This is a genomic window from Vibrio panuliri (genome assembly GCF_009938205.1).
Classification (GTDB): domain Bacteria; phylum Pseudomonadota; class Gammaproteobacteria; order Enterobacterales; family Vibrionaceae; genus Vibrio; species Vibrio panuliri.
Genome location: NZ_AP019655.1, coordinates 1,055,503 through 1,072,603, shown reverse-complemented (window position 1 = coordinate 1,072,603; position 17,101 = coordinate 1,055,503). Strand labels below are relative to the sequence as shown.

Sequence of the window (17,101 nt, the reverse complement as noted above, 5' to 3'; positions counted from 1 at the left end):
GATTAAATGCTGACGATTAATTTTGTAGTTAGATTTATTGTGATTTGACTGTTAATCGAGTGTGAATATTACGCTTTATTTTTTGTTGATATAGGGAGATAATGAAAATAATTAGTTCCAAAAATGGTGTAATAGATGCGTGCTGATGATTTGATTTTGTTTTCTCAGGTGTTTGAATTGGGGAGCTTTAGCAAAGCTGCAGAACAAAATAACCTTACAAATTCGGTAGTTAGCAAGAGAATTGCACGGCTTGAAGAGCAAGCTGGTGTTCAATTGCTATATCGGACCACGCGCAAGTTAACCTTGACTGAAGCTGGGCGAGCGTTGTTACAAGGTGCTAAAAATGTGAAGCAAGCCACGCAAGAAGCGGCTGACTCGGTATCCGGCTTTGGTGAGAAAGTCAGCGGTCATATCAAAATGTCAGTGCCAACGATCTCCGGCGATTTGTTGCTAGCTGACGCTGTGGCGGAGTTTTGCAATATTCACCTCGGTTTGACGGTTGACATGTCGCTCGACAATCGCTTTGTTGATTTAGTTGATGGTGGCTATGATTTGGTTATCCGCACCGGCTATCTAGAAGACTCAAGCCTTATTGCGCGCCATATGCTGGACTCGCAATGGGTTGTGTGTGCTTCTCCTGCGTATATCAGTAAGTTTGGACGACCACAGACCCCTAACGATCTGCTTAACCACAATTGCCTGCAATATGCTTATCAAACGACAGGTGCGAGTGAATGGGAGTTTAAAGGTGCAAAGCGCAACACGATTTTGCGAGTCTCAGGAAACTTCTCCACTGATAACGCGACGGCATTGCGTAAAGCCGCGTTAGGAGGGCATGGTATCGCTTATGTACCACGCTGTCTGGTGTATCATGATTTAAATGGCGGAGAGCTGGTGGATCTTTTCCCCGAGCAGGTGGGTAAGAGGTTAGGAATATATGCTGTTTATCCCTTTACGCGTCAGCCTCCTAAAAAGGTTAAGCTGTTAATTGAGCATATTAAAGAGCGCTACCTACAAATAGCCCACTATTTCTAGTGGGCAGGTTATAAATAAGTTTTGGTTTTGTGCTGGGCTTTAAGCTTAAGCGACTAAGTTTTCGTTTTCTTCAATATCAAACGATGCGCTGATAAGCTTTTTGGTGTACTCGTGTTGAGGATGGTTAAATATCTCCTCAGCACTGCCTTGCTCCATAACTTCACCTTTCTGCATTACAAGTACTCGATCAGATAAGGCTTTCACCACACTCAGATCATGGCTGATAAACAAGAAGCCAATATTGTGTTTGAGCTGTATCTCTTTAAGTAGATCAATCACGGTCAGTTGTACTGATCGGTCAAGTGCCGAAGTCGGTTCATCAAGTAGAATAAAAGAGGGCTCTAAGATTAAGGCGCGCGCAATCGCAATCCGTTGTCTTTGCCCACCAGAAAACTCATGGGGATAGCGATTGATTGCACTCGGATCTAAGCGGACTTCTTCCAAGGCTTTCTTCGCTCGCATGAGTCGTTCTGATTTGCTCATTTGCGGTTGATGCACGGTGAGACCTTCGGTAATGATCTCGCCAACGGTCATACGTGGTGAAAGTGAGCCGTAAGGGTCTTGAAACACCATTTGAATGTCTTTTTTTAGCGCGTGACGTTGTTTGCTGCTGAGATTTCTAAAGTTCTGTCCGCGATAAGTAATCGAGCCTTCGCTTGGTAGCAAGCCGATGATGGCGCGACCAAGAGTCGATTTTCCTGAACCAGACTCACCCACAATACCCAAGGTTTCACCTTGTTTAAGCTGCAGTGAGATCCCTTTCACTGCTTCAAAGTAGACGCTTTTACTCGCGATAAAATGTGGTTTAACCAAAAACTTAACCCGAATATCTTCCACTGCTAGCAGTTGATCAGCGTTTGCATCAACCGCTTGTTTACTGCCTTTAGGTATGGAGTTAATCAGCATCTGGGTATAGCTGTGTTTGGGAGCGGCGAAAATTTGTTGGCAGTCACCACTTTCAACCACTTCGCCTTTGCACATCACAATCACTCGATCTGCAAGGTGTTTGACGACCCCAAGGTCATGGGTAATAAACAAAATAGCCATTCCCATTTTGGCTTGAATCTCCTTGATCAGATTCAGTACCTCAGCTTGGACAGTGACATCAAGTGCAGTGGTGGGTTCGTCAGCAATCAATATTTCAGGTTCATTGATTAACGCCATGGCAATCATAATTCTCTGCAACTGACCGCCGGAAAATTCGTGAGGATATTTTTTGTATGCGGTGTTTGGGTCTGGTAAGTGAACCAGTTCAAACAGCTCGAGCACTCGGAGTTTTGCGCGATACGCGGTGATCTTATGGTGACATTTTATCGCTTCTGCAACTTGTTCACCCACACGCATATAGGGGTTGAGAGAAGTCATTGGCTCTTGAAAGATCATGCCAATTCGATTGCCACGAATTTTACGCATTCGTTTCTCATCAAGCTGAGTTAACTCATGGCCTTCAAAGTTGATTTTAGCGTTAGGGTCGACAATGGCATTGGCAGGGAGCAAACGCATCACAGCGTTGGTGGACACGGACTTCCCGCTGCCAGACTCACCAACAATGGCTAATGTTTCGCCTTTATAAAGTTCAAAATTAACATCTTGTACAGCATCGACTATACCGTCATTGGTGGTAAAGCTGACCGAGAGTTGCGAAACAGTAAGAAGGGGAGATTGTGACATTGTACTTCCTTATCAATTCATCACATGAGTTCGAGTAAGTGTTTGTTGCGAACATTTGAGGGTGTCGAAGTAGTGTTGAGCTTTCTGCAATAGCTCAAACTCGAACATCCAGCTCGCATTGCGCTGTGACGAGCAAAATGCACCAATGTGTCTGAGCAAATCGTCACTGGCTTTGGTGATTAGGTGTTCGGTTGCGCGAACCAAGTCATTTTGTTCAATCGAAAGGAACTGCAGCAGAGCATGGGCGTGATTCAAGCAATCAAATGCCGCTTGGTATTGGCCCATTTTGTTGAGGATCTGTGATTGAGAAACCGCCGCGTCACGATAACCGGTGACTAAGCAAACAAACTGACAGGGTTTAGTCGCCGAATTATTCGCTGACTCTTGAATATGGGTCGGCATGTTTGAAAGTACCAGATCATAGAGGTATTGCGCTTCTGGCCAGTGCCCTTGCTCCAATAACTGCTCTGCTTTTAAGTAGTGGTTCCAGCATTGCTTTAGATCCATCTCTGAGATTTCCTCGATAACAACAAATGATACATTTAAAGTGAACTGACAGTATTTAAATGCAAACGCATATCAATTGCAAATAATTATCATTAATGCGCATTGCGGTTATTATTTGAGCTGTTGAACCCGATTACAGCCTAAGTCACTAAAACGTAAATAAAATTAAACTAGACTTGTTATATCTAAGTAACGTCTCGTGGTTTTATTATTGATGTTTATCATCGTTGAGTCGTTCATACGTAGACATTATTTGGATATCGTTCAGGCGCAGCATTAAGGGAATATAGATGGCGATTGAAAAGCTATTAGCAAGTCAACTGTACCACGCTACAGAGCTGGATCAGCTTCCTAGCAAATCAACCAAAGATTTACCGCCAATTGATGAAATTGTTGGACAAGAACGCGCGCAGAAGGCGGTTGAGTTTGCCATGTCAATCAAAGAGAAGGGCTACAACATCTACGCAATTGGGCAAAATGGTTTAGGCAAACGCACCATGATCTTGCGTTACTTAAACCGCCATAAGAGTGATGTGTCAGAGCTTTATGATTGGTGTTATGTCTCCGATTTCTCAAATAACCGCACCCCAAAAGTACTAAAACTGCCTTGCGGTGTGGGTAAAACATTCAAGCATGACATTGAAAAAATGATCGCCAAGCTAGTCGTTGCGATGCCGCTGGCGTTTGATAATGAGTTGTATATTACTCGCGCAGAGAAGCTCAAAGCGCAACTGGCTCAAAAGCAAGCAATCGAACTGGAGTCGATCAGTAAAGAAGCCAAAGAGAAGCAGATCAGCTTGACGATCACCACTCAAGGTGACTATCAATTCGTTGCAATGGATGGAGAAGAGTTGCATACAGAAGAGAGTTTTGACCAGCTCTCAGTAAAAGAGCAAGAGCGCTTTAGTTCGACGATCGATGATCTAGAAGTGAAACTTCGCACCATGGTTAGGGAGCTCACGGAGTGGGAAGAGACGTTTAGTGAGAAGATAAAGAAACTCAATGATGACGTCACCTTAGATGTGATTGCTCACTTTATCAAACAGCTAAAAGAGGATTACTCTCAATATCCAGAGATTAAGCATTATCTGTCTGAATTGAAGAAAGATATTGTCGAGAATGCCGATATTTTCTTAGAGCAAGGCAATGAACAAGCAGAAATTGCTGCGGCTTCTTTAGATAAAAAACTACCGCGTCGATACAAGGTCAACATTTTGGTCAATCGTAACGGCTGCGAATTCCCAGTGATTGTTGAAGAAAACCCCAACTATCATAGCTTGTTTGGCTACATTGAAACGGCTACTTATAAAGGTACGGTGTTTACCGACTTCTCACTGATTCGCGCAGGTAGTTTACATAAAGCCAATGGCGGTGTGTTGCTAATGGATGCACAAAAAGTGCTTGAGCAACCATACGTCTGGGATGGATTAAAGCGCGCTCTGCGCTCTCGGCAGTTGAGCTTCACCTCATTAGAAAAAGAGTTAACCCTGACAGGCGCAGTATCACTCGACCCTGAGCCGATTCCATTGGATGTTAAGATCATCTTGTTTGGTGACTATCGTACATACCAGTTACTTCAACACTATGATCCAGAGTTTAGCGAGTTATTCCGTGTAACCGCGGACTTTGAAGATGAAATGAAGCGCACACCGGACTCGGAAATGCACTATGCACGGTTTATTTCTAGTGTGGTGCATGACAACAATATGCTCCATTGTGACCGAAAGGCGATCGCCCGTATTGTTGAGCACAGTTCGCGTCTGGCTGGTGATCAGAACAAGCTCTCACTCCACTCTGCCAACATTGCGAATTTACTGCGTGAGTCCAACTACGTTGCGAAGCAAGCCAACGCAAATATGATTCGCTCTAGCCATGTTGAAGAGGCATTGTCGAATCAAGAGCTTCGTGTTAGCCGTTTGAAAGACGCAGTGATGGAAGGCTTTATCAATGGTACAACCTTGATTCACACCCAAGGAAGCGCGATTGGGCAAGTCAATGCGCTATCGGTGCTGAGTACCAGTGAGTATATGTTTGGCGCACCAAACCGTATTACCGCCACAACCTGTTACGGTGACGGTGATGTCATTGACATTGAACGCAGTGTTGATTTGGGCGGCAGCATTCACTCAAAAGGCGTTATGATACTGACAGCGTACCTGTCTTCGGTATTTGGCAAAACCGCCAAAGTACCATTAACCACCACAATTACCTTTGAGCAGTCGTATGGTGGTGTGGATGGAGATAGCGCCAGTATGGCGGAGTTCTGTGCGGTGGTCTCGGCATTTTCTAAGCAGCCCAATCGACAAGATATCGCGATTACCGGTTCGATGAACCAGTTTGGTGAATCGCAACCTATTGGGGGCGTGAACGAAAAAATAGAAGGCTTTTTTGATGTGTGTGGCATCAAAGGTCGCTCTAACCAACAAGGGGTGATCATCCCACGTTCAAACATGCATAACTTGATGTTACGACCTGATATTGTCAAAGCGGTTGAGCGTGGTGAATTTAATATATGGGCGATCGACCATGTGACTGAAGCGATAGAGATCTTTACTGGCAAACCGGCCGGAACACCAAGCGATGAAGGTAGTTATCCGATCGATACAATTTACGGAATAGCCCAAGCCAAGTTAAATGCTCTGCGTAAATAATTAAGAAAGGCTCTGATTTCAGAGCCTTTTTCTTTGGTACTTCTCGTTTAAGTAAGCGCAGTGATTGCTAAATTACGCTGGCTTAAATCACTTCATTACCACTCACTTGGTTCTGACTAAATGCTTTGATATTGCTTAACGTTGTTTGGGCAATATTCGCCAATGCATCACTGGTTAAAAATGCTTGGTGTCCAGTGAACAGTACGTTGTGACAGGCTGACAACCGACGGAATACGTCATCAACGACGATGTCATTAGATTTGTCTTGGAAGAAGAGATCTTTTTCATTGTCGTAGACGTCTAGGCCCAATGAGCCGATTCGCCCTTGCTTCAAGGCTTCGATTGCCGCTGCAGAATCGAGCAGTTCACCTCGAGATGTATTAATGATCATCACACCATCTTTCATTTTATCGAACGCTTCTTGATTCAGCAGGTGATAGTTCTCTGGTGTCATCGGGCAGTGTAGCGTGATGATATCACTTGATTTCAGTAACGTGTCCTTATCGCAGTAAGTGACACCTAACTCAATCGCTTGGGGATTTTCATATGGGTCGAAACACAAAATATTCATACCAAGCCCATTTAGAATTCGCATGGTCGCAAGGCCAATTTTACCACTACCGAAAACCCCAACGGTTTTGCCGTGAAAGTTAAAACCGACCAAACCTTCAAGGGAAAAGTTAGCATCTCGGGTACGTTGATAAGCTTTATGAAAACGGCGGTTTAAACACATCATCATACCCACAGTATGTTCAGCGACGGCTTCTGGTGAATAAGCAGGTACTCGCACAACTTGAAGTCCCAGTTGCTTCGCTGCGGCAAGGTCAACCCGGTCATAACCGGCACAACGCATCGCAATGAGCTTAACGCCATTTTCTGCCAGTTCTTTAAGCACTGGCGCGGATAAGTCATCATTGACGAAGGCGCATACGACTTCACAACCTTGTGCCATACGTGCAGTTTTTTGCTTAAGGCGAAAATCATGGAAATGGAGATTAAAGCCAAACTCACGATTGATATCGCTAAATGACTTTTCGTCATAGGACTTACTACTAAACATGGCTACATTGAGCATAAATTACCTCATATCCAATTAGATTCAGGGCCAAGGCTCGAGTTATTAGAGGGCATGATATTCCAAGCCGTCTGGGCATATACCAATCATTAATAGCGCGTTTCGCTAGTGAAATAAACCATGAAATTTGTGTGTGCGAAAATCACGTTTTAGTTATAAACCTTGCTATGTTAGCATCCTGCATCTGAATTATTTCTTGTAGTAGTGCAATGCGACATCTAAAAACAACGATTCATCCTGATATAGAGCATTTAGACGATAAAACAGTATTTCAACGTAAAGCAGCCCGTGCGATAGTCGTTGATGGGGAAGATATTCTTCTACTTTACACAGAACGTTACCATGATTACACCATCCCTGGTGGCGGTATCGATGAAGGTGAAGATGTGATCGCCGGTTTGGTGCGTGAACTTCAAGAAGAGACGGGTGCGCAAAATATCCATAGCATCAAACCGTTCGGGATTTTTGAAGAGTTTCGTCCTTGGTACAAGGACGATGCGGATGTGATGCATATGACATCGTATTGCTACACCTGCAAGATTGACCGTCAGTTAGGTCAAACGGCTTACGAAGATTATGAAATAAAGAATGGTATGAAGCCGGTCTGGTTAAATATTCATGAAGCAATTGCGCACAATGAAAAGACGATGGCAGAGAGCCCGAAGAAAGGAATGAGCATTGAGCGCGAGACGTTTCTGCTTCAACTTGTCGCCAAAGAAATGCTGTAATGCAAAGCTGCTTGGTCATAGTGGAGTGTTGATAGACTCTCTATGACCTTGGATAGGCTACAAAGAGTAACAAAATAGGTAAGTATGATTTAGGTTGGAATAGAAATTTCAGTATATACTTACTCAAGTAATTGAATTATAAAACGCTAAGGGAGTAGCCATGGGGAAGTTTCAACGCCTAGTAATAGGAAGCGTACTGACGCTTGTTAGTTCAACAGCCTTTGCCGCTGTAATTGAAAGCACCTCTCTCGTCGGTTTCGGCACCGCAAAATATCCTGATAATTTCACCCATTTTGATTACGTTAATCCTCAAGCTCCGAAGTTCGGTAAAATCACTTACGGCGTGGTAGGGACATACGATAATTTTAATCGTTTTGCTTCCCGAGGCGTGGCAGCGCGTGGTACCGGAGAGTTGTACGATACGCTGATGTTTAGCCCAAGCGATGAAATCGACGCGTATTACCCATTGATCGCAGAAAAAGTTCGCTATTCTGATGACTATACTTGGCTAGAAATTGATATTAATCCTAACGCACGTTTTCATGATGGAGTGCCGATTACTGCCCATGATGTCGCATTTACCTTTGATAAATTTATGTCGGAAGGGGTGCCTCAGTACCGTGTGTACTATGAAGATATCAAGTCAGTAACTGCCAAGAGCGATTTAGTTGTACGTATCGAAATGGCAAAACCAAATCGCGAAAAGCTGTTCAGTTTCGCCCAGTCGACCCGAGTTTTACCCAAACACTTCTGGCAAGATAAAAACTTCTCTGAGCCATTATCCCAGCCTCCGGTCGGAAGCTCAGCCTATAAAATTTCTGACTTTAAGTCGGGGCAAAGTGTCACCTACTCACTGATTGAAGATTACTGGGCGAAAGATTTGCCCGTCAACGTGGGGCGTTACAACTTCCAGCAGGTTCAGTACGACTATTATCGCGATGACACCGTAATGCTTGAAGCATTTAAAGCTGGTGAGTTTGATTTTCGTTTAGAAACCTCGGCGAAGTTTTGGGCGAATTCATACACAGGTCAGAACTTTGATAAAGGCTTTATCGTTAAGCAAGAAATTCCGCATCATAAGCCAGAGAGCACGGCCGCTTTTGTGTTTAACACTCAGCGAGAGGTGTTCAAAGATGCCAAAGTACGTGAAGCACTCAATTACGCAATGGATTTTGAATGGATGAATGCCAATATGTTTTATGGGCAGTATTCACGTACGCGTAGTTTCTTCCAAAATACCGATTATGAGGCGGCAGGCTTACCCTCCGAGCAAGAGCTTGAGATTTTAAATGCTTATAAAGATCAGATCCCCGCGCGAGTATTTACTCAAGAATATCAGCCGCCAGTGACCGATGGTTCTGGAAGGATTCGCAGCCAAATGCGAATTGCTTTTAAGTTACTTAAAGAAGCGGGCTGGGAGCTAAGAAACAAAGTGATGACGAATGTTCAAACGGGTGAGCCGTTGACGTTTGAGTTTCTTTTGTACAGCCCGACGACAGAGCGGATTGCGATTCCGATGCAGAAGAACTTAAAGCGGATGGGAATTGACATGAAGATTCGCTCGATTGATACGACCCAGTTTATTAAACGACTGCGTGATCGCGATTTCGATATGGTGTCTTGGCCATTTTCTGCGAACCCATACCCAAGTCCTAACTTGTTGATTGCGTGGAACTCCAAATATATTGATTCCTCTTACAACACTGCAGGCGTTGAATCGCCAGTAGTCGATGCCCTCACTGAGCAAATTCTTCAAGCTCAACAAGAGCCGGAAAAATTGCTGGCGTTAGGGCGAGCGTTAGATCGCGTGTTGCAGTGGAATTTCTACATTATCCCTCAATGGCATATCAGTACCTATCGTGTCGCGATGTGGGATAAGTTTGAACGTCCGGATGTGATGCCCAAGTATGATTTAGGGATTGATACTTGGTGGATCTCACAAGATAAGAGCAAATTACTGCCAGAAAAACGCCGTTAAAGAGGGATAAATGGCTGCTTATATATTTCGTCGCTTGTTGTTGGTGATCCCCACTTTGTGGGCAATTATCACCATCAATTTCTTCATTATTCAAATTGCCCCGGGTGGTCCGGTGGAACAGGCTATTGCACAAATAGAGGGGCAATCGTCTGGGATTATGGAACGTTTTGCTGGTGGCGGTAGCGAAGTTGACCTTGATCTTTCTGATCAAGCATCAGCGACGGGCTATAAAGGGTCACGAGGTCTTGACCCCGAAGTGGTTGAAGAGATTAAAAAGCAGTTTGGTTTTGATAAACCATTACATCAACGTTACTTTGATATGCTTAAGAACTACGTCACCTTTAATTTTGGCGAGAGCCTTTTTAAAGGGGGGAATGTGATTGACTTGATCGTTGAGCGTTTGCCAGTTTCTATTTCTCTAGGGCTATGGAGTACGCTCATTATTTATCTGATCTCCATTCCTCTTGGCATTATGAAGGCGATTCATCACGGCTCTCGATTTGATATTTGGTCAAGTGCGCTAGTGATTGTTGGCTATGCCATTCCCGGTTTCTTATTTGCCATTATCCTGATTATTTTGTTTGCCAGTGGCAATTACTTTAGTTGGTTTCCTTTGCGAGGGTTGGTTTCAAGTAATTTTGATCAAATGACTTGGTATCAACAGATTTTGGACTACTTTTGGCACTTAGCTTTGCCTATTTTTGCCATGGTGATTGGCGGTTTTGCGACGTTAAGTATGTTAACCAAAAACTCCTTTCTCGATGAAATCAATAAACAATATGTGGTGACAGCGAGAGCCAAAGGCTTAGATGAGCGCAGCATTTTGTACCGTCATGTCTTTCGTAATGCGATGCTGATAATTATTGCCGGTTTCCCGAGTGCGTTTATCAGTATTTTCTTTACCGGATCAATGTTAATTGAGGTGATGTTCTCGTTAGAAGGGATTGGTTTACTTGGTTTTGAATCGACCATTCAGCGTGACTACCCCGTAGTGTTTAGTTCACTCTATATTATGACGTTACTTGGGCTTGTTCTCAGTATTATCTCTGATTTAACCTATACTTGGGTTGACCCTCGTATTGATTTTGAGGCGCGCTGATGGCTAACAAAACAAAGATGCGTAACCCACTTAATCAAGCCCGTTGGAACCGTTTTCGAGCAAATAAGCGTGGTCTAATCTCGCTTTGGGTGTTCAGTATTCTTTTTATTCTCAGTTTGTTTGCTGAGTTTATCGCCAATGATAAACCTTTGTTGGTTCACTATGACCAGCAATGGTATGTACCTATCTTTAATCAATATGCCGAGACAGAGTTTGGCGGTGAGTTTGAAACAGAAGCCGATTACACCGACCCTTACGTGATAGAACTGATTGAAGAGCAGGGCAGTATTGTATGGCCACTGATTCGCTTTAGCTACGACACCATCAATTACAATGTTGTGAGCTCTGTGCCATCCGCACCCGACGCGGTGAACTGGTTGGGCACCGATGATAAAGGGCGCGATGTCATGGCGCGTATCATCTATGGGTTTCGTATTTCGGTGCTGTTTGGTTTTGTGCTGACAATTGTTTCGAGCGTTATCGGAGTTATTGTCGGCGCGACTCAAGGTTATTATGGTGGATGGCTTGACCTGTTCGGGCAGCGCTTTATAGAAGTCTGGTCGGGTATGCCGACACTCTTCCTACTGATTATTTTATCAAGCTTCGTCGAGCCAAACTTTTGGTGGCTGCTCGGCATCATGGTGCTGTTTAGTTGGATGAGTTTAGTGGGGATTGTGCGAGCAGAGTTTTTACGGTGCCGTAACTTTGATTATGTGCGTGCCGCGCAAGCGATGGGGGTTAGTGATAACCGGATTATGCTACGCCATATGTTACCTAACGCGATGGTTGCCTCTTTGACTATGATGCCGTTTATCCTCTCTGGATCCGTGACCACTCTAACGTCGTTGGATTTTCTTGGTTTTGGCTTACCAGCCGGATCTCCGTCTCTTGGGGAACTGCTCGCTCAAGGTAAAGCTAATTTGCAAGCACCTTGGCTGGGTATCTCTGCCTTTGCTGTATTGTCTGTGATGCTCACTCTGCTCGTGTTTATTGGCGAAGCGGTTCGTGATGCATTCGATCCGCATCAACAGGGAAGATAATCATGACTGAGAAAATTTTAACGATTGATTCGCTGTCGGTGGGGTTTGGTCGAGCAACTCAAGTAGAGCAAGTGACCTATGGTGTGTCACTGTCAATCCAGCGTGGTGAGACACTGGCGCTTGTCGGTGAGAGTGGCTCTGGTAAGTCAGTTACGGCGAACTCTATCTTAAAGCTCTTACCCAAAGGCTCTTCACATTACTTAGGCGGAAAAATCGAATTTGATGGGATTGATATTCTCTCATGCTCAGAGCGCCAGTTACGCGGTATTCGTGGCGCTCGTATCGGCATGATCTTCCAAGAGCCGATGGTCTCTCTCAACCCGCTTCATCGAATTGGCAAGCAGTTGGTTGAAATTGTCGGCATCCATCGCGGTATTCGCCAAGGCAAAGCTAAAGCGCTTGCTATTGAATGGTTAGGCAAAGTAGGCATTCGCCAACCAGAAGCCAAGATAGACGCGTATCCTCACGAGTTATCTGGTGGTGAGAGGCAGAGAGTGATGATTGCGATGGCGCTTATCAATGAACCGGAACTGCTAATTGCGGATGAGCCAACCACAGCATTGGATGTGTCTGTTCAAGCACAAATACTCGATTTGTTGAAATCCCTGCAACAAGAGTTAGGCATGGCAATGCTGTTCATCACTCATGATCTGAGTATTGTTCGCCGCATTGCAGACCGCGTTGCGGTAATGTGCGAAGGGGAACTGCTCGAAGTCGGAGAGTGCCAACAAATATTCACTCAGCCATCTCATCCTTACACTAAGCAACTGATTGATTCTGATCCAAAAGGCTTACCTGTCGAAGTAGAGTCAACCGCACCATCCTTGCTCACTGTAGAGCAGTTGAGAGTGTGGTTCCCAATTACTGGTGGCTTATTCAAACGGGTGGTTTCCCATGTGAAAGCAGTGACTGATATGGGCTTTGAACTAAAGCGTGGGCACTCTATTGGTTTGGTTGGTGAGAGTGGTTCAGGCAAATCGACGACAGGGATGGCCATTTTGCGTTTGGTCACCTCGGACGGCTCTATTCGTTATCAAGGTAATGAGTTGCAAGGCCTCGATCGCAAAGCAATGCTGCCGTATCGCAGTAAAATGCAGGTGGTTTTTCAGGACCCATTCTCAGCACTTAACCCGCGAATGTCGGTTGCACAAGTGATTGGAGAGGGTTTGCATGTTCATACAGATATGAGTGAGCAAGCGATAGATGACGTTATTGTTCAAGCGATGAAAGAAGTGGACTTAGATCCGCAAACCCGTTTTCGTTATCCGAATGAGTTCTCAGGCGGTCAACGGCAGCGCATTGCGATAGCGCGGGCGCTCGTGCTCAAACCAGAATTTATCTTACTTGATGAACCAACGTCATCGCTGGATAGAACGGTACAAGCACAAATTCTTGAGTTGCTTAAATCACTGCAGGCTAAGTACGGTTTAACCTATTTGTTTATTCGTCACGATCTTCATGTGGTGAAGTCATTATGTCACTACACTATCGTGATGCGTAATGGCGAAATTGTCGAGCAAGGAGAAACTCAACAGCTGTTTAGCCAGCCGCAAGCGTCTTACACTCAAGAGCTGGTGGCGTTATCTTAGGCTAGACCTGAGTTGTGAAGCATGCGCTGGCAATCGATAAAGGTTTACCGAACCAGTAGCCTTGCAAATAGTTGACGCCAATCTCAGTGAAACGGTGCTGCATGTTGGCGCACTCAACGCCCTCGATAACGACATCGACATGGTACGATTGACACAACTGGGTAATAAACTTGAGATATTCCAATGTCGCAGGGTTTTCTAACGCACGCCACGCCATGGCTTTGTCGACTTTGATTTGCTTAAGTGGTAAATCAAAGAAACTGTTTAGCGAACTGTAGCCTGAACCAAAGTCATCTAACGAGAGGCAAAAACCCAGTTCGTTGAGACGGTAAAGTTGCGAAACGGCACTCTTATTACCATCTAGAATCACGGTTTCAGTTAACTCTAGAATAATTTGCTGTGGCGCTATTTGATACTTATCTGCGATGGATATTGCTTGTTCAGGAAACTGACTATTCAGCAATTGCAACACAGATACGTTGATGTTGATGCGTATCTTGCGATTATGTAGCTCTTCATATCGCTGAACAAAGCGACAAGCCTGATCGAATACAAAATAGCCAAGATCGACAATTAGGCCTTTCTTTTCTGCAATAGGGATAAATTCATCGGGAAAAATCTGACCAAGGTGCTCATCTTTCCAGCGAACCAAGGTTTCAAAGCTGGTAATTTGTAGAGCTTGAGCATCAACAATAGGCTGAAACTTTACCGATAGCTTGTCATTCTTAATCGCCCATGAGAGCTCTCGTTCAATATAAAAATGACGATTCACTTTTTGTTGCGTTTTCTCATGGTAGATCGCCAACTTACTTTGCTGTTTCAAACGCGCAAATTGACAAGTGCGAGACGCAACTTTGATGATCTCTTCACTGGGTTGGTTTGGATAGAAGTTGGGATAGATACCGACACTAATATCATTACCCCAGAGAGACCCACTGGCGACAATTGATTCTTTATAAGTTTGCAGTATGCGTCGCCCAAGTACCTCTAGATGTTGCGCGCTGTATGAGCCTTCAACCAGTATGACAAAATCATCTGAGCGGATTCGATAGATATCGATAAAATGATCAGGCAGCGCCTGCAGAGCCTCGAGCAAATGTGCCATCAGATCTTTTAAGGTTTGCGTGCCATAGAGTGAAAGATAATTGCGAATATCTTCAAGATGGACGTAAATCAATGAGTAATTCTGCTTACTGTTGTCACTGATTTCTTCAATATCAATCGCCAACTTTTGTGCATTGGATAAGCCCGAGGCATTATCTTGGTACGCCGCTTTGTGCAAATGACTTTCCATTTGCTTGGTTGTTGAGATGTCGCGGTGATAGCCAATCATAAATCGTCGGCCATCTATGTGCTTGGTGATACCTTTGGCCTCGATCCAAACGTAGTTTCCCAGGTTATCCATGACACGATATTGTACACTGACAAGTTCATCTTCGACGAATTGATGCTGAGCCATGCGCTCGGTGATGTTTTTACGATCACATGGATGCACTTTAGCTAACCAACGTGCTAAGTCGATTTTGCCCGTATTAATGCCATAGTTTTGATAGAAAGAGGGATTGTAGAAGAAAACCTCTCGGTTCATCGTCATGTAGAACAAACCGTCTTTAAGTACACTAAATAGATATTTAAAGTGGCTATTCATCAGTATATCGAGCTGAAGACCGGAAAGCGGCTGTGCTGCGTTCAGAGCAGAACTGTCATGATAGGGCACCGGCAGAATATCGTTTATATCGTACTGACGTTGTGGGTGGCGATTGGTACTACATTTAGACATTTAAAAAACCAATACTATAGCTTTAGTTAGGATCTATCTGCGATTAGGCATTAACTTACAATACATAAGTGTCTAGTTTTACATCAATTAAGCGAGATATGCTATCTAATTATGTTTAAAACACGCCATCTATTTGCTAAATGAATAAATAAGTTATTTTATTAATTATTTGTCTGTTAATTATTAATATATATCACTTTATTATCTTCAAGGTTTTCTCAGCGTAAACTGCTTGAGTGAAACGCAAATCCAAGGCAGACTCGACGTTTTCAATTTGAGGTGAGATCATGTCGGACTACAACCAATCTCAAGAATGGGATGATCAAGGTGAAGAGATAGAAATAGAAGCGATCGGTATTGATGTCTCTTCACAACCAATCGAGCTCTATAAAGTATTTAAGATTGCCAACTTAGTTGGTGGTGGTGGTGAAGCTAAACACCTAATTGCCGAAGGCTATGTTGCGGTTAACGGTGAGCTTGAAACGCGCAAAAGACGCAAAATGTACGATGGCGATTTTTTTGAGTTCAACCAAGAGTATTACGTTGTCGTCTGTGATGCTCCAGTGACTGAGTCTGAAGTGGTAGAACGCCAACCAGAGCCGAAACCGGCGAAAAAGGCACAGCAAAAGCCAGCCGCTAAAAAGAACAAATCGACCAGTAAAGCAAATAAGTCGGCGAAATCCAAAAAAGCCGCTAAAGGCGCCGATTCAGTGGCAGACAAACAACCGAAGAAAAAGAATGAAAATGGTCGTGGTAGCATCGACTTCTTTTAGTTCATCAGGGTTAACCTAACGATCTGTTCCAAGCACCGATGACCCACATCGGTGTTTTTTTATGCTCAGTTTGTCCTCGAGCGCGCAACCATTCTGTGCCACTTTCTTATCTCTATTCTCAATTTCTGTTTACGAATGTAAAAAACGTAAATGCGAGATGACTTCAATTTAAATCTAAATGATAATGCATTGCATTAGTAATTGTGGAGTCAGGTATGAAAGCATCGGTTTTGGCATTGATGACGGGGTTAGCAGCATTTTCTGTACAGGCAGAAATGATTGAAATCAAACATCAGCAGGGAACAACAAAAGTAGAAACAAACCCAGAAAGAGTCGTGGTGATTGGTTTAGGCGCCTTAGACGCTGCCGTTACTTTGGGGGTTGAACCTGTCGCTGTATCGACAGTTAGCATGTTTCCAGATTACCTAGCTCAGTACCGAGACTATAAGTTTGTTTCTGCAGGCAGCTTATCTGAGCCTGACTTTGAAACGATCTACATGCAAAAGCCTGACTTGATTATTGTTGGTTCACGCGCGGCCAAACAATATGGCGAGTTGTCGAAAATTGCCCCAACCATCGTATTTGCCGCAGATGATAAAAAAGGCTACTGGCAAAGTACGCAGCAGCAGTGGCGCAATCTAGGTCAAGTGTTCGAAAAACAAGAGTTGGTTGAGCATAAAATCGCCCAGCTGGACACCGAGTTTAAAGCGATTCGCGATTACAACCAAAACCACAATGTGGATGCTCTAACGGTGATGAGCTCGGGTGGCAATATTACTGCGTTTGGCCCTGATTCTCGTTTCTCATCAATCTATCAAGATTTCGGTTTCCAACAGACGGCAAAAAACATTAAAGCGAAGACTCATGGTGATTTAGTTTCGTATGAGTTTATCCGCGAAGTAAACCCACAGACCTTGCTGATTATTGATAAAGACCGTTTGACGAACAAAGGTAAGAGTACTGTAGAACGAGATTTTGAAAATGATTTAGTCAAAGCGACTAAAGCTTATCAGAACAATCAAATGGCTTACTTAGATATTAGTGCTTGGTACTTAGCCATTTCAGGAATTCAAGCAACAGAACAGATGATCAGTGATGTTAAGTCATCAATGGCGCAATAAAGAATAAGTTCGGTTTTTTTGCCCAAGCAACGAACGTTGTTTGGGCTTTTTGAC

13 protein-coding genes are annotated in these 17,101 nt (G+C 44.0%); 9 read left to right on the top strand and 4 right to left on the bottom strand.

Annotated elements, in window-relative coordinates; all coding sequences use genetic code 11:
• Positions 1 to 135 precede the first annotated feature (135 nt).
• A complete protein-coding gene (locus GZK95_RS19530) occupies positions 136 to 1,035 on the top strand; it encodes a LysR family transcriptional regulator (RefSeq protein WP_075715595.1) in 900 nt (299 codons plus the stop codon).
• Positions 1,036 to 1,080: 45 nt separating this feature from the next.
• On the opposite strand, the gene GZK95_RS19525 is transcribed toward GZK95_RS19530, so the two are convergent.
• Together GZK95_RS19525 and GZK95_RS19520 are read right to left on the bottom strand one after the other, a co-directional pair.
• Positions 1,081 to 2,706, bottom strand: coding sequence for an ABC transporter ATP-binding protein (locus GZK95_RS19525; RefSeq protein ID WP_075715596.1), 1,626 nt, complete (start codon positions 2,704 to 2,706; stop codon positions 1,081 to 1,083).
• A gap of 12 nt (positions 2,707 to 2,718) precedes the next feature.
• Positions 2,719 to 3,213, bottom strand: a complete 495-nt coding sequence (locus GZK95_RS19520) for a hypothetical protein (protein ID WP_075715597.1) — start codon at positions 3,211 to 3,213, stop codon at positions 2,719 to 2,721.
• Between the two features lie 290 nt (positions 3,214 to 3,503).
• On the opposite strand from GZK95_RS19520, the gene GZK95_RS19515 reads away from it, so the two are divergent.
• The gene (locus GZK95_RS19515) at positions 3,504 to 5,864 is read left to right on the top strand and encodes a Lon protease family protein (protein ID WP_075715598.1); all 2,361 of its coding nucleotides are present in this window, start codon (positions 3,504 to 3,506) and stop codon (positions 5,862 to 5,864) included.
• A gap of 82 nt (positions 5,865 to 5,946) precedes the next feature.
• On the opposite strand, the gene GZK95_RS19510 is transcribed toward GZK95_RS19515, so the two are convergent.
• Positions 5,947 to 6,939 (bottom strand): 2-hydroxyacid dehydrogenase, encoded by a 993-nt coding sequence (locus GZK95_RS19510; protein ID WP_075715599.1) that lies wholly within the window; start codon positions 6,937 to 6,939, stop codon positions 5,947 to 5,949.
• 209 nt (positions 6,940 to 7,148) lie between these two features.
• Here GZK95_RS19510 and GZK95_RS19505 point away from each other — a divergent pair, with 209 nt between their 5' ends.
• The 5 genes from GZK95_RS19505 (at position 7,149) to GZK95_RS19485 (ending at position 13,373) form a co-directional block, all read left to right on the top strand.
• Positions 7,149 to 7,667 carry an NUDIX hydrolase gene (locus GZK95_RS19505; RefSeq protein WP_075710326.1) on the top strand — a complete coding sequence of 173 codons (519 nt, stop codon included), beginning with the start codon at positions 7,149 to 7,151 and terminating at the stop codon, positions 7,665 to 7,667.
• A 160-nt stretch (positions 7,668 to 7,827) separates the two neighbouring features.
• On the top strand, positions 7,828 to 9,645 hold the full coding sequence (locus tag GZK95_RS19500) for an extracellular solute-binding protein (RefSeq protein ID WP_075715600.1): 1,818 nt from the start codon (positions 7,828 to 7,830) through the stop codon (positions 9,643 to 9,645).
• Positions 9,646 to 9,655: 10 nt separating this feature from the next.
• The gene (locus tag GZK95_RS19495) at positions 9,656 to 10,744 is read left to right on the top strand and encodes a microcin C ABC transporter permease YejB (protein WP_151148825.1); all 1,089 of its coding nucleotides are present in this window, start codon (positions 9,656 to 9,658) and stop codon (positions 10,742 to 10,744) included.
• Positions 10,744 to 11,784, top strand: coding sequence for an ABC transporter permease (locus tag GZK95_RS19490; protein ID WP_075710319.1), 1,041 nt, complete (start codon positions 10,744 to 10,746; stop codon positions 11,782 to 11,784). Before GZK95_RS19495 ends, GZK95_RS19490 begins: the two co-directional genes overlap by 1 nt.
• A 2-nt stretch (positions 11,785 to 11,786) precedes the next feature.
• Positions 11,787 to 13,373, top strand: coding sequence for an ABC transporter ATP-binding protein (locus tag GZK95_RS19485; RefSeq protein WP_075715602.1), 1,587 nt, complete (start codon positions 11,787 to 11,789; stop codon positions 13,371 to 13,373).
• A gap of 1 nt (position 13,374) precedes the next feature.
• Here the strand turns inward: GZK95_RS19485 and GZK95_RS19480 are convergent, their stop codons facing one another.
• On the bottom strand, positions 13,375 to 15,153 hold the full coding sequence (locus tag GZK95_RS19480) for an EAL domain-containing protein (protein WP_083626284.1): 1,779 nt from the start codon (positions 15,151 to 15,153) through the stop codon (positions 13,375 to 13,377).
• 287 nt (positions 15,154 to 15,440) lie between these two features.
• Between GZK95_RS19480 and GZK95_RS19475 the strand changes: the two genes are divergently transcribed.
• Complete coding sequence (locus tag GZK95_RS19475; RefSeq protein WP_075715249.1) at positions 15,441 to 15,926, top strand: RNA-binding S4 domain-containing protein; 486 nt, start codon at positions 15,441 to 15,443, stop codon at positions 15,924 to 15,926.
• A gap of 215 nt (positions 15,927 to 16,141) precedes the next feature.
• Positions 16,142 to 17,047, top strand: a complete 906-nt coding sequence (locus GZK95_RS19470) for a siderophore ABC transporter substrate-binding protein (protein ID WP_075715251.1) — start codon at positions 16,142 to 16,144, stop codon at positions 17,045 to 17,047.
• The last annotated feature ends 54 nt before the right edge of the window (positions 17,048 to 17,101 follow it).

What these genes read in the sequence shown, in the direction of transcription:
- GZK95_RS19530 (WP_075715595.1), top strand. Translation starts at nt 136, where the DNA reads ATGCGTGCTGATGATTTGATTTTGTTTTCTCAGGTGTTTGAATTGGGG.
- GZK95_RS19525 (WP_075715596.1), bottom strand. Translation starts at nt 2,706, where the DNA reads ATGTCACAATCTCCCCTTCTTACTGTTTCGCAACTCTCGGTCAGCTTT.
- GZK95_RS19520 (WP_075715597.1), bottom strand. Translation starts at nt 3,213, where the DNA reads ATGGATCTAAAGCAATGCTGGAACCACTACTTAAAAGCAGAGCAGTTA.
- GZK95_RS19515 (WP_075715598.1), top strand. Translation starts at nt 3,504, where the DNA reads ATGGCGATTGAAAAGCTATTAGCAAGTCAACTGTACCACGCTACAGAG.
- GZK95_RS19510 (WP_075715599.1), bottom strand. Translation starts at nt 6,939, where the DNA reads ATGCTCAATGTAGCCATGTTTAGTAGTAAGTCCTATGACGAAAAGTCA.
- GZK95_RS19505 (WP_075710326.1), top strand. Translation starts at nt 7,149, where the DNA reads ATGCGACATCTAAAAACAACGATTCATCCTGATATAGAGCATTTAGAC.
- GZK95_RS19500 (WP_075715600.1), top strand. Translation starts at nt 7,828, where the DNA reads ATGGGGAAGTTTCAACGCCTAGTAATAGGAAGCGTACTGACGCTTGTT.
- GZK95_RS19495 (WP_151148825.1), top strand. Translation starts at nt 9,656, where the DNA reads ATGGCTGCTTATATATTTCGTCGCTTGTTGTTGGTGATCCCCACTTTG.
- GZK95_RS19490 (WP_075710319.1), top strand. Translation starts at nt 10,744, where the DNA reads ATGGCTAACAAAACAAAGATGCGTAACCCACTTAATCAAGCCCGTTGG.
- GZK95_RS19485 (WP_075715602.1), top strand. Translation starts at nt 11,787, where the DNA reads ATGACTGAGAAAATTTTAACGATTGATTCGCTGTCGGTGGGGTTTGGT.
- GZK95_RS19480 (WP_083626284.1), bottom strand. Translation starts at nt 15,153, where the DNA reads ATGTCTAAATGTAGTACCAATCGCCACCCACAACGTCAGTACGATATA.
- GZK95_RS19475 (WP_075715249.1), top strand. Translation starts at nt 15,441, where the DNA reads ATGTCGGACTACAACCAATCTCAAGAATGGGATGATCAAGGTGAAGAG.
- GZK95_RS19470 (WP_075715251.1), top strand. Translation starts at nt 16,142, where the DNA reads ATGAAAGCATCGGTTTTGGCATTGATGACGGGGTTAGCAGCATTTTCT.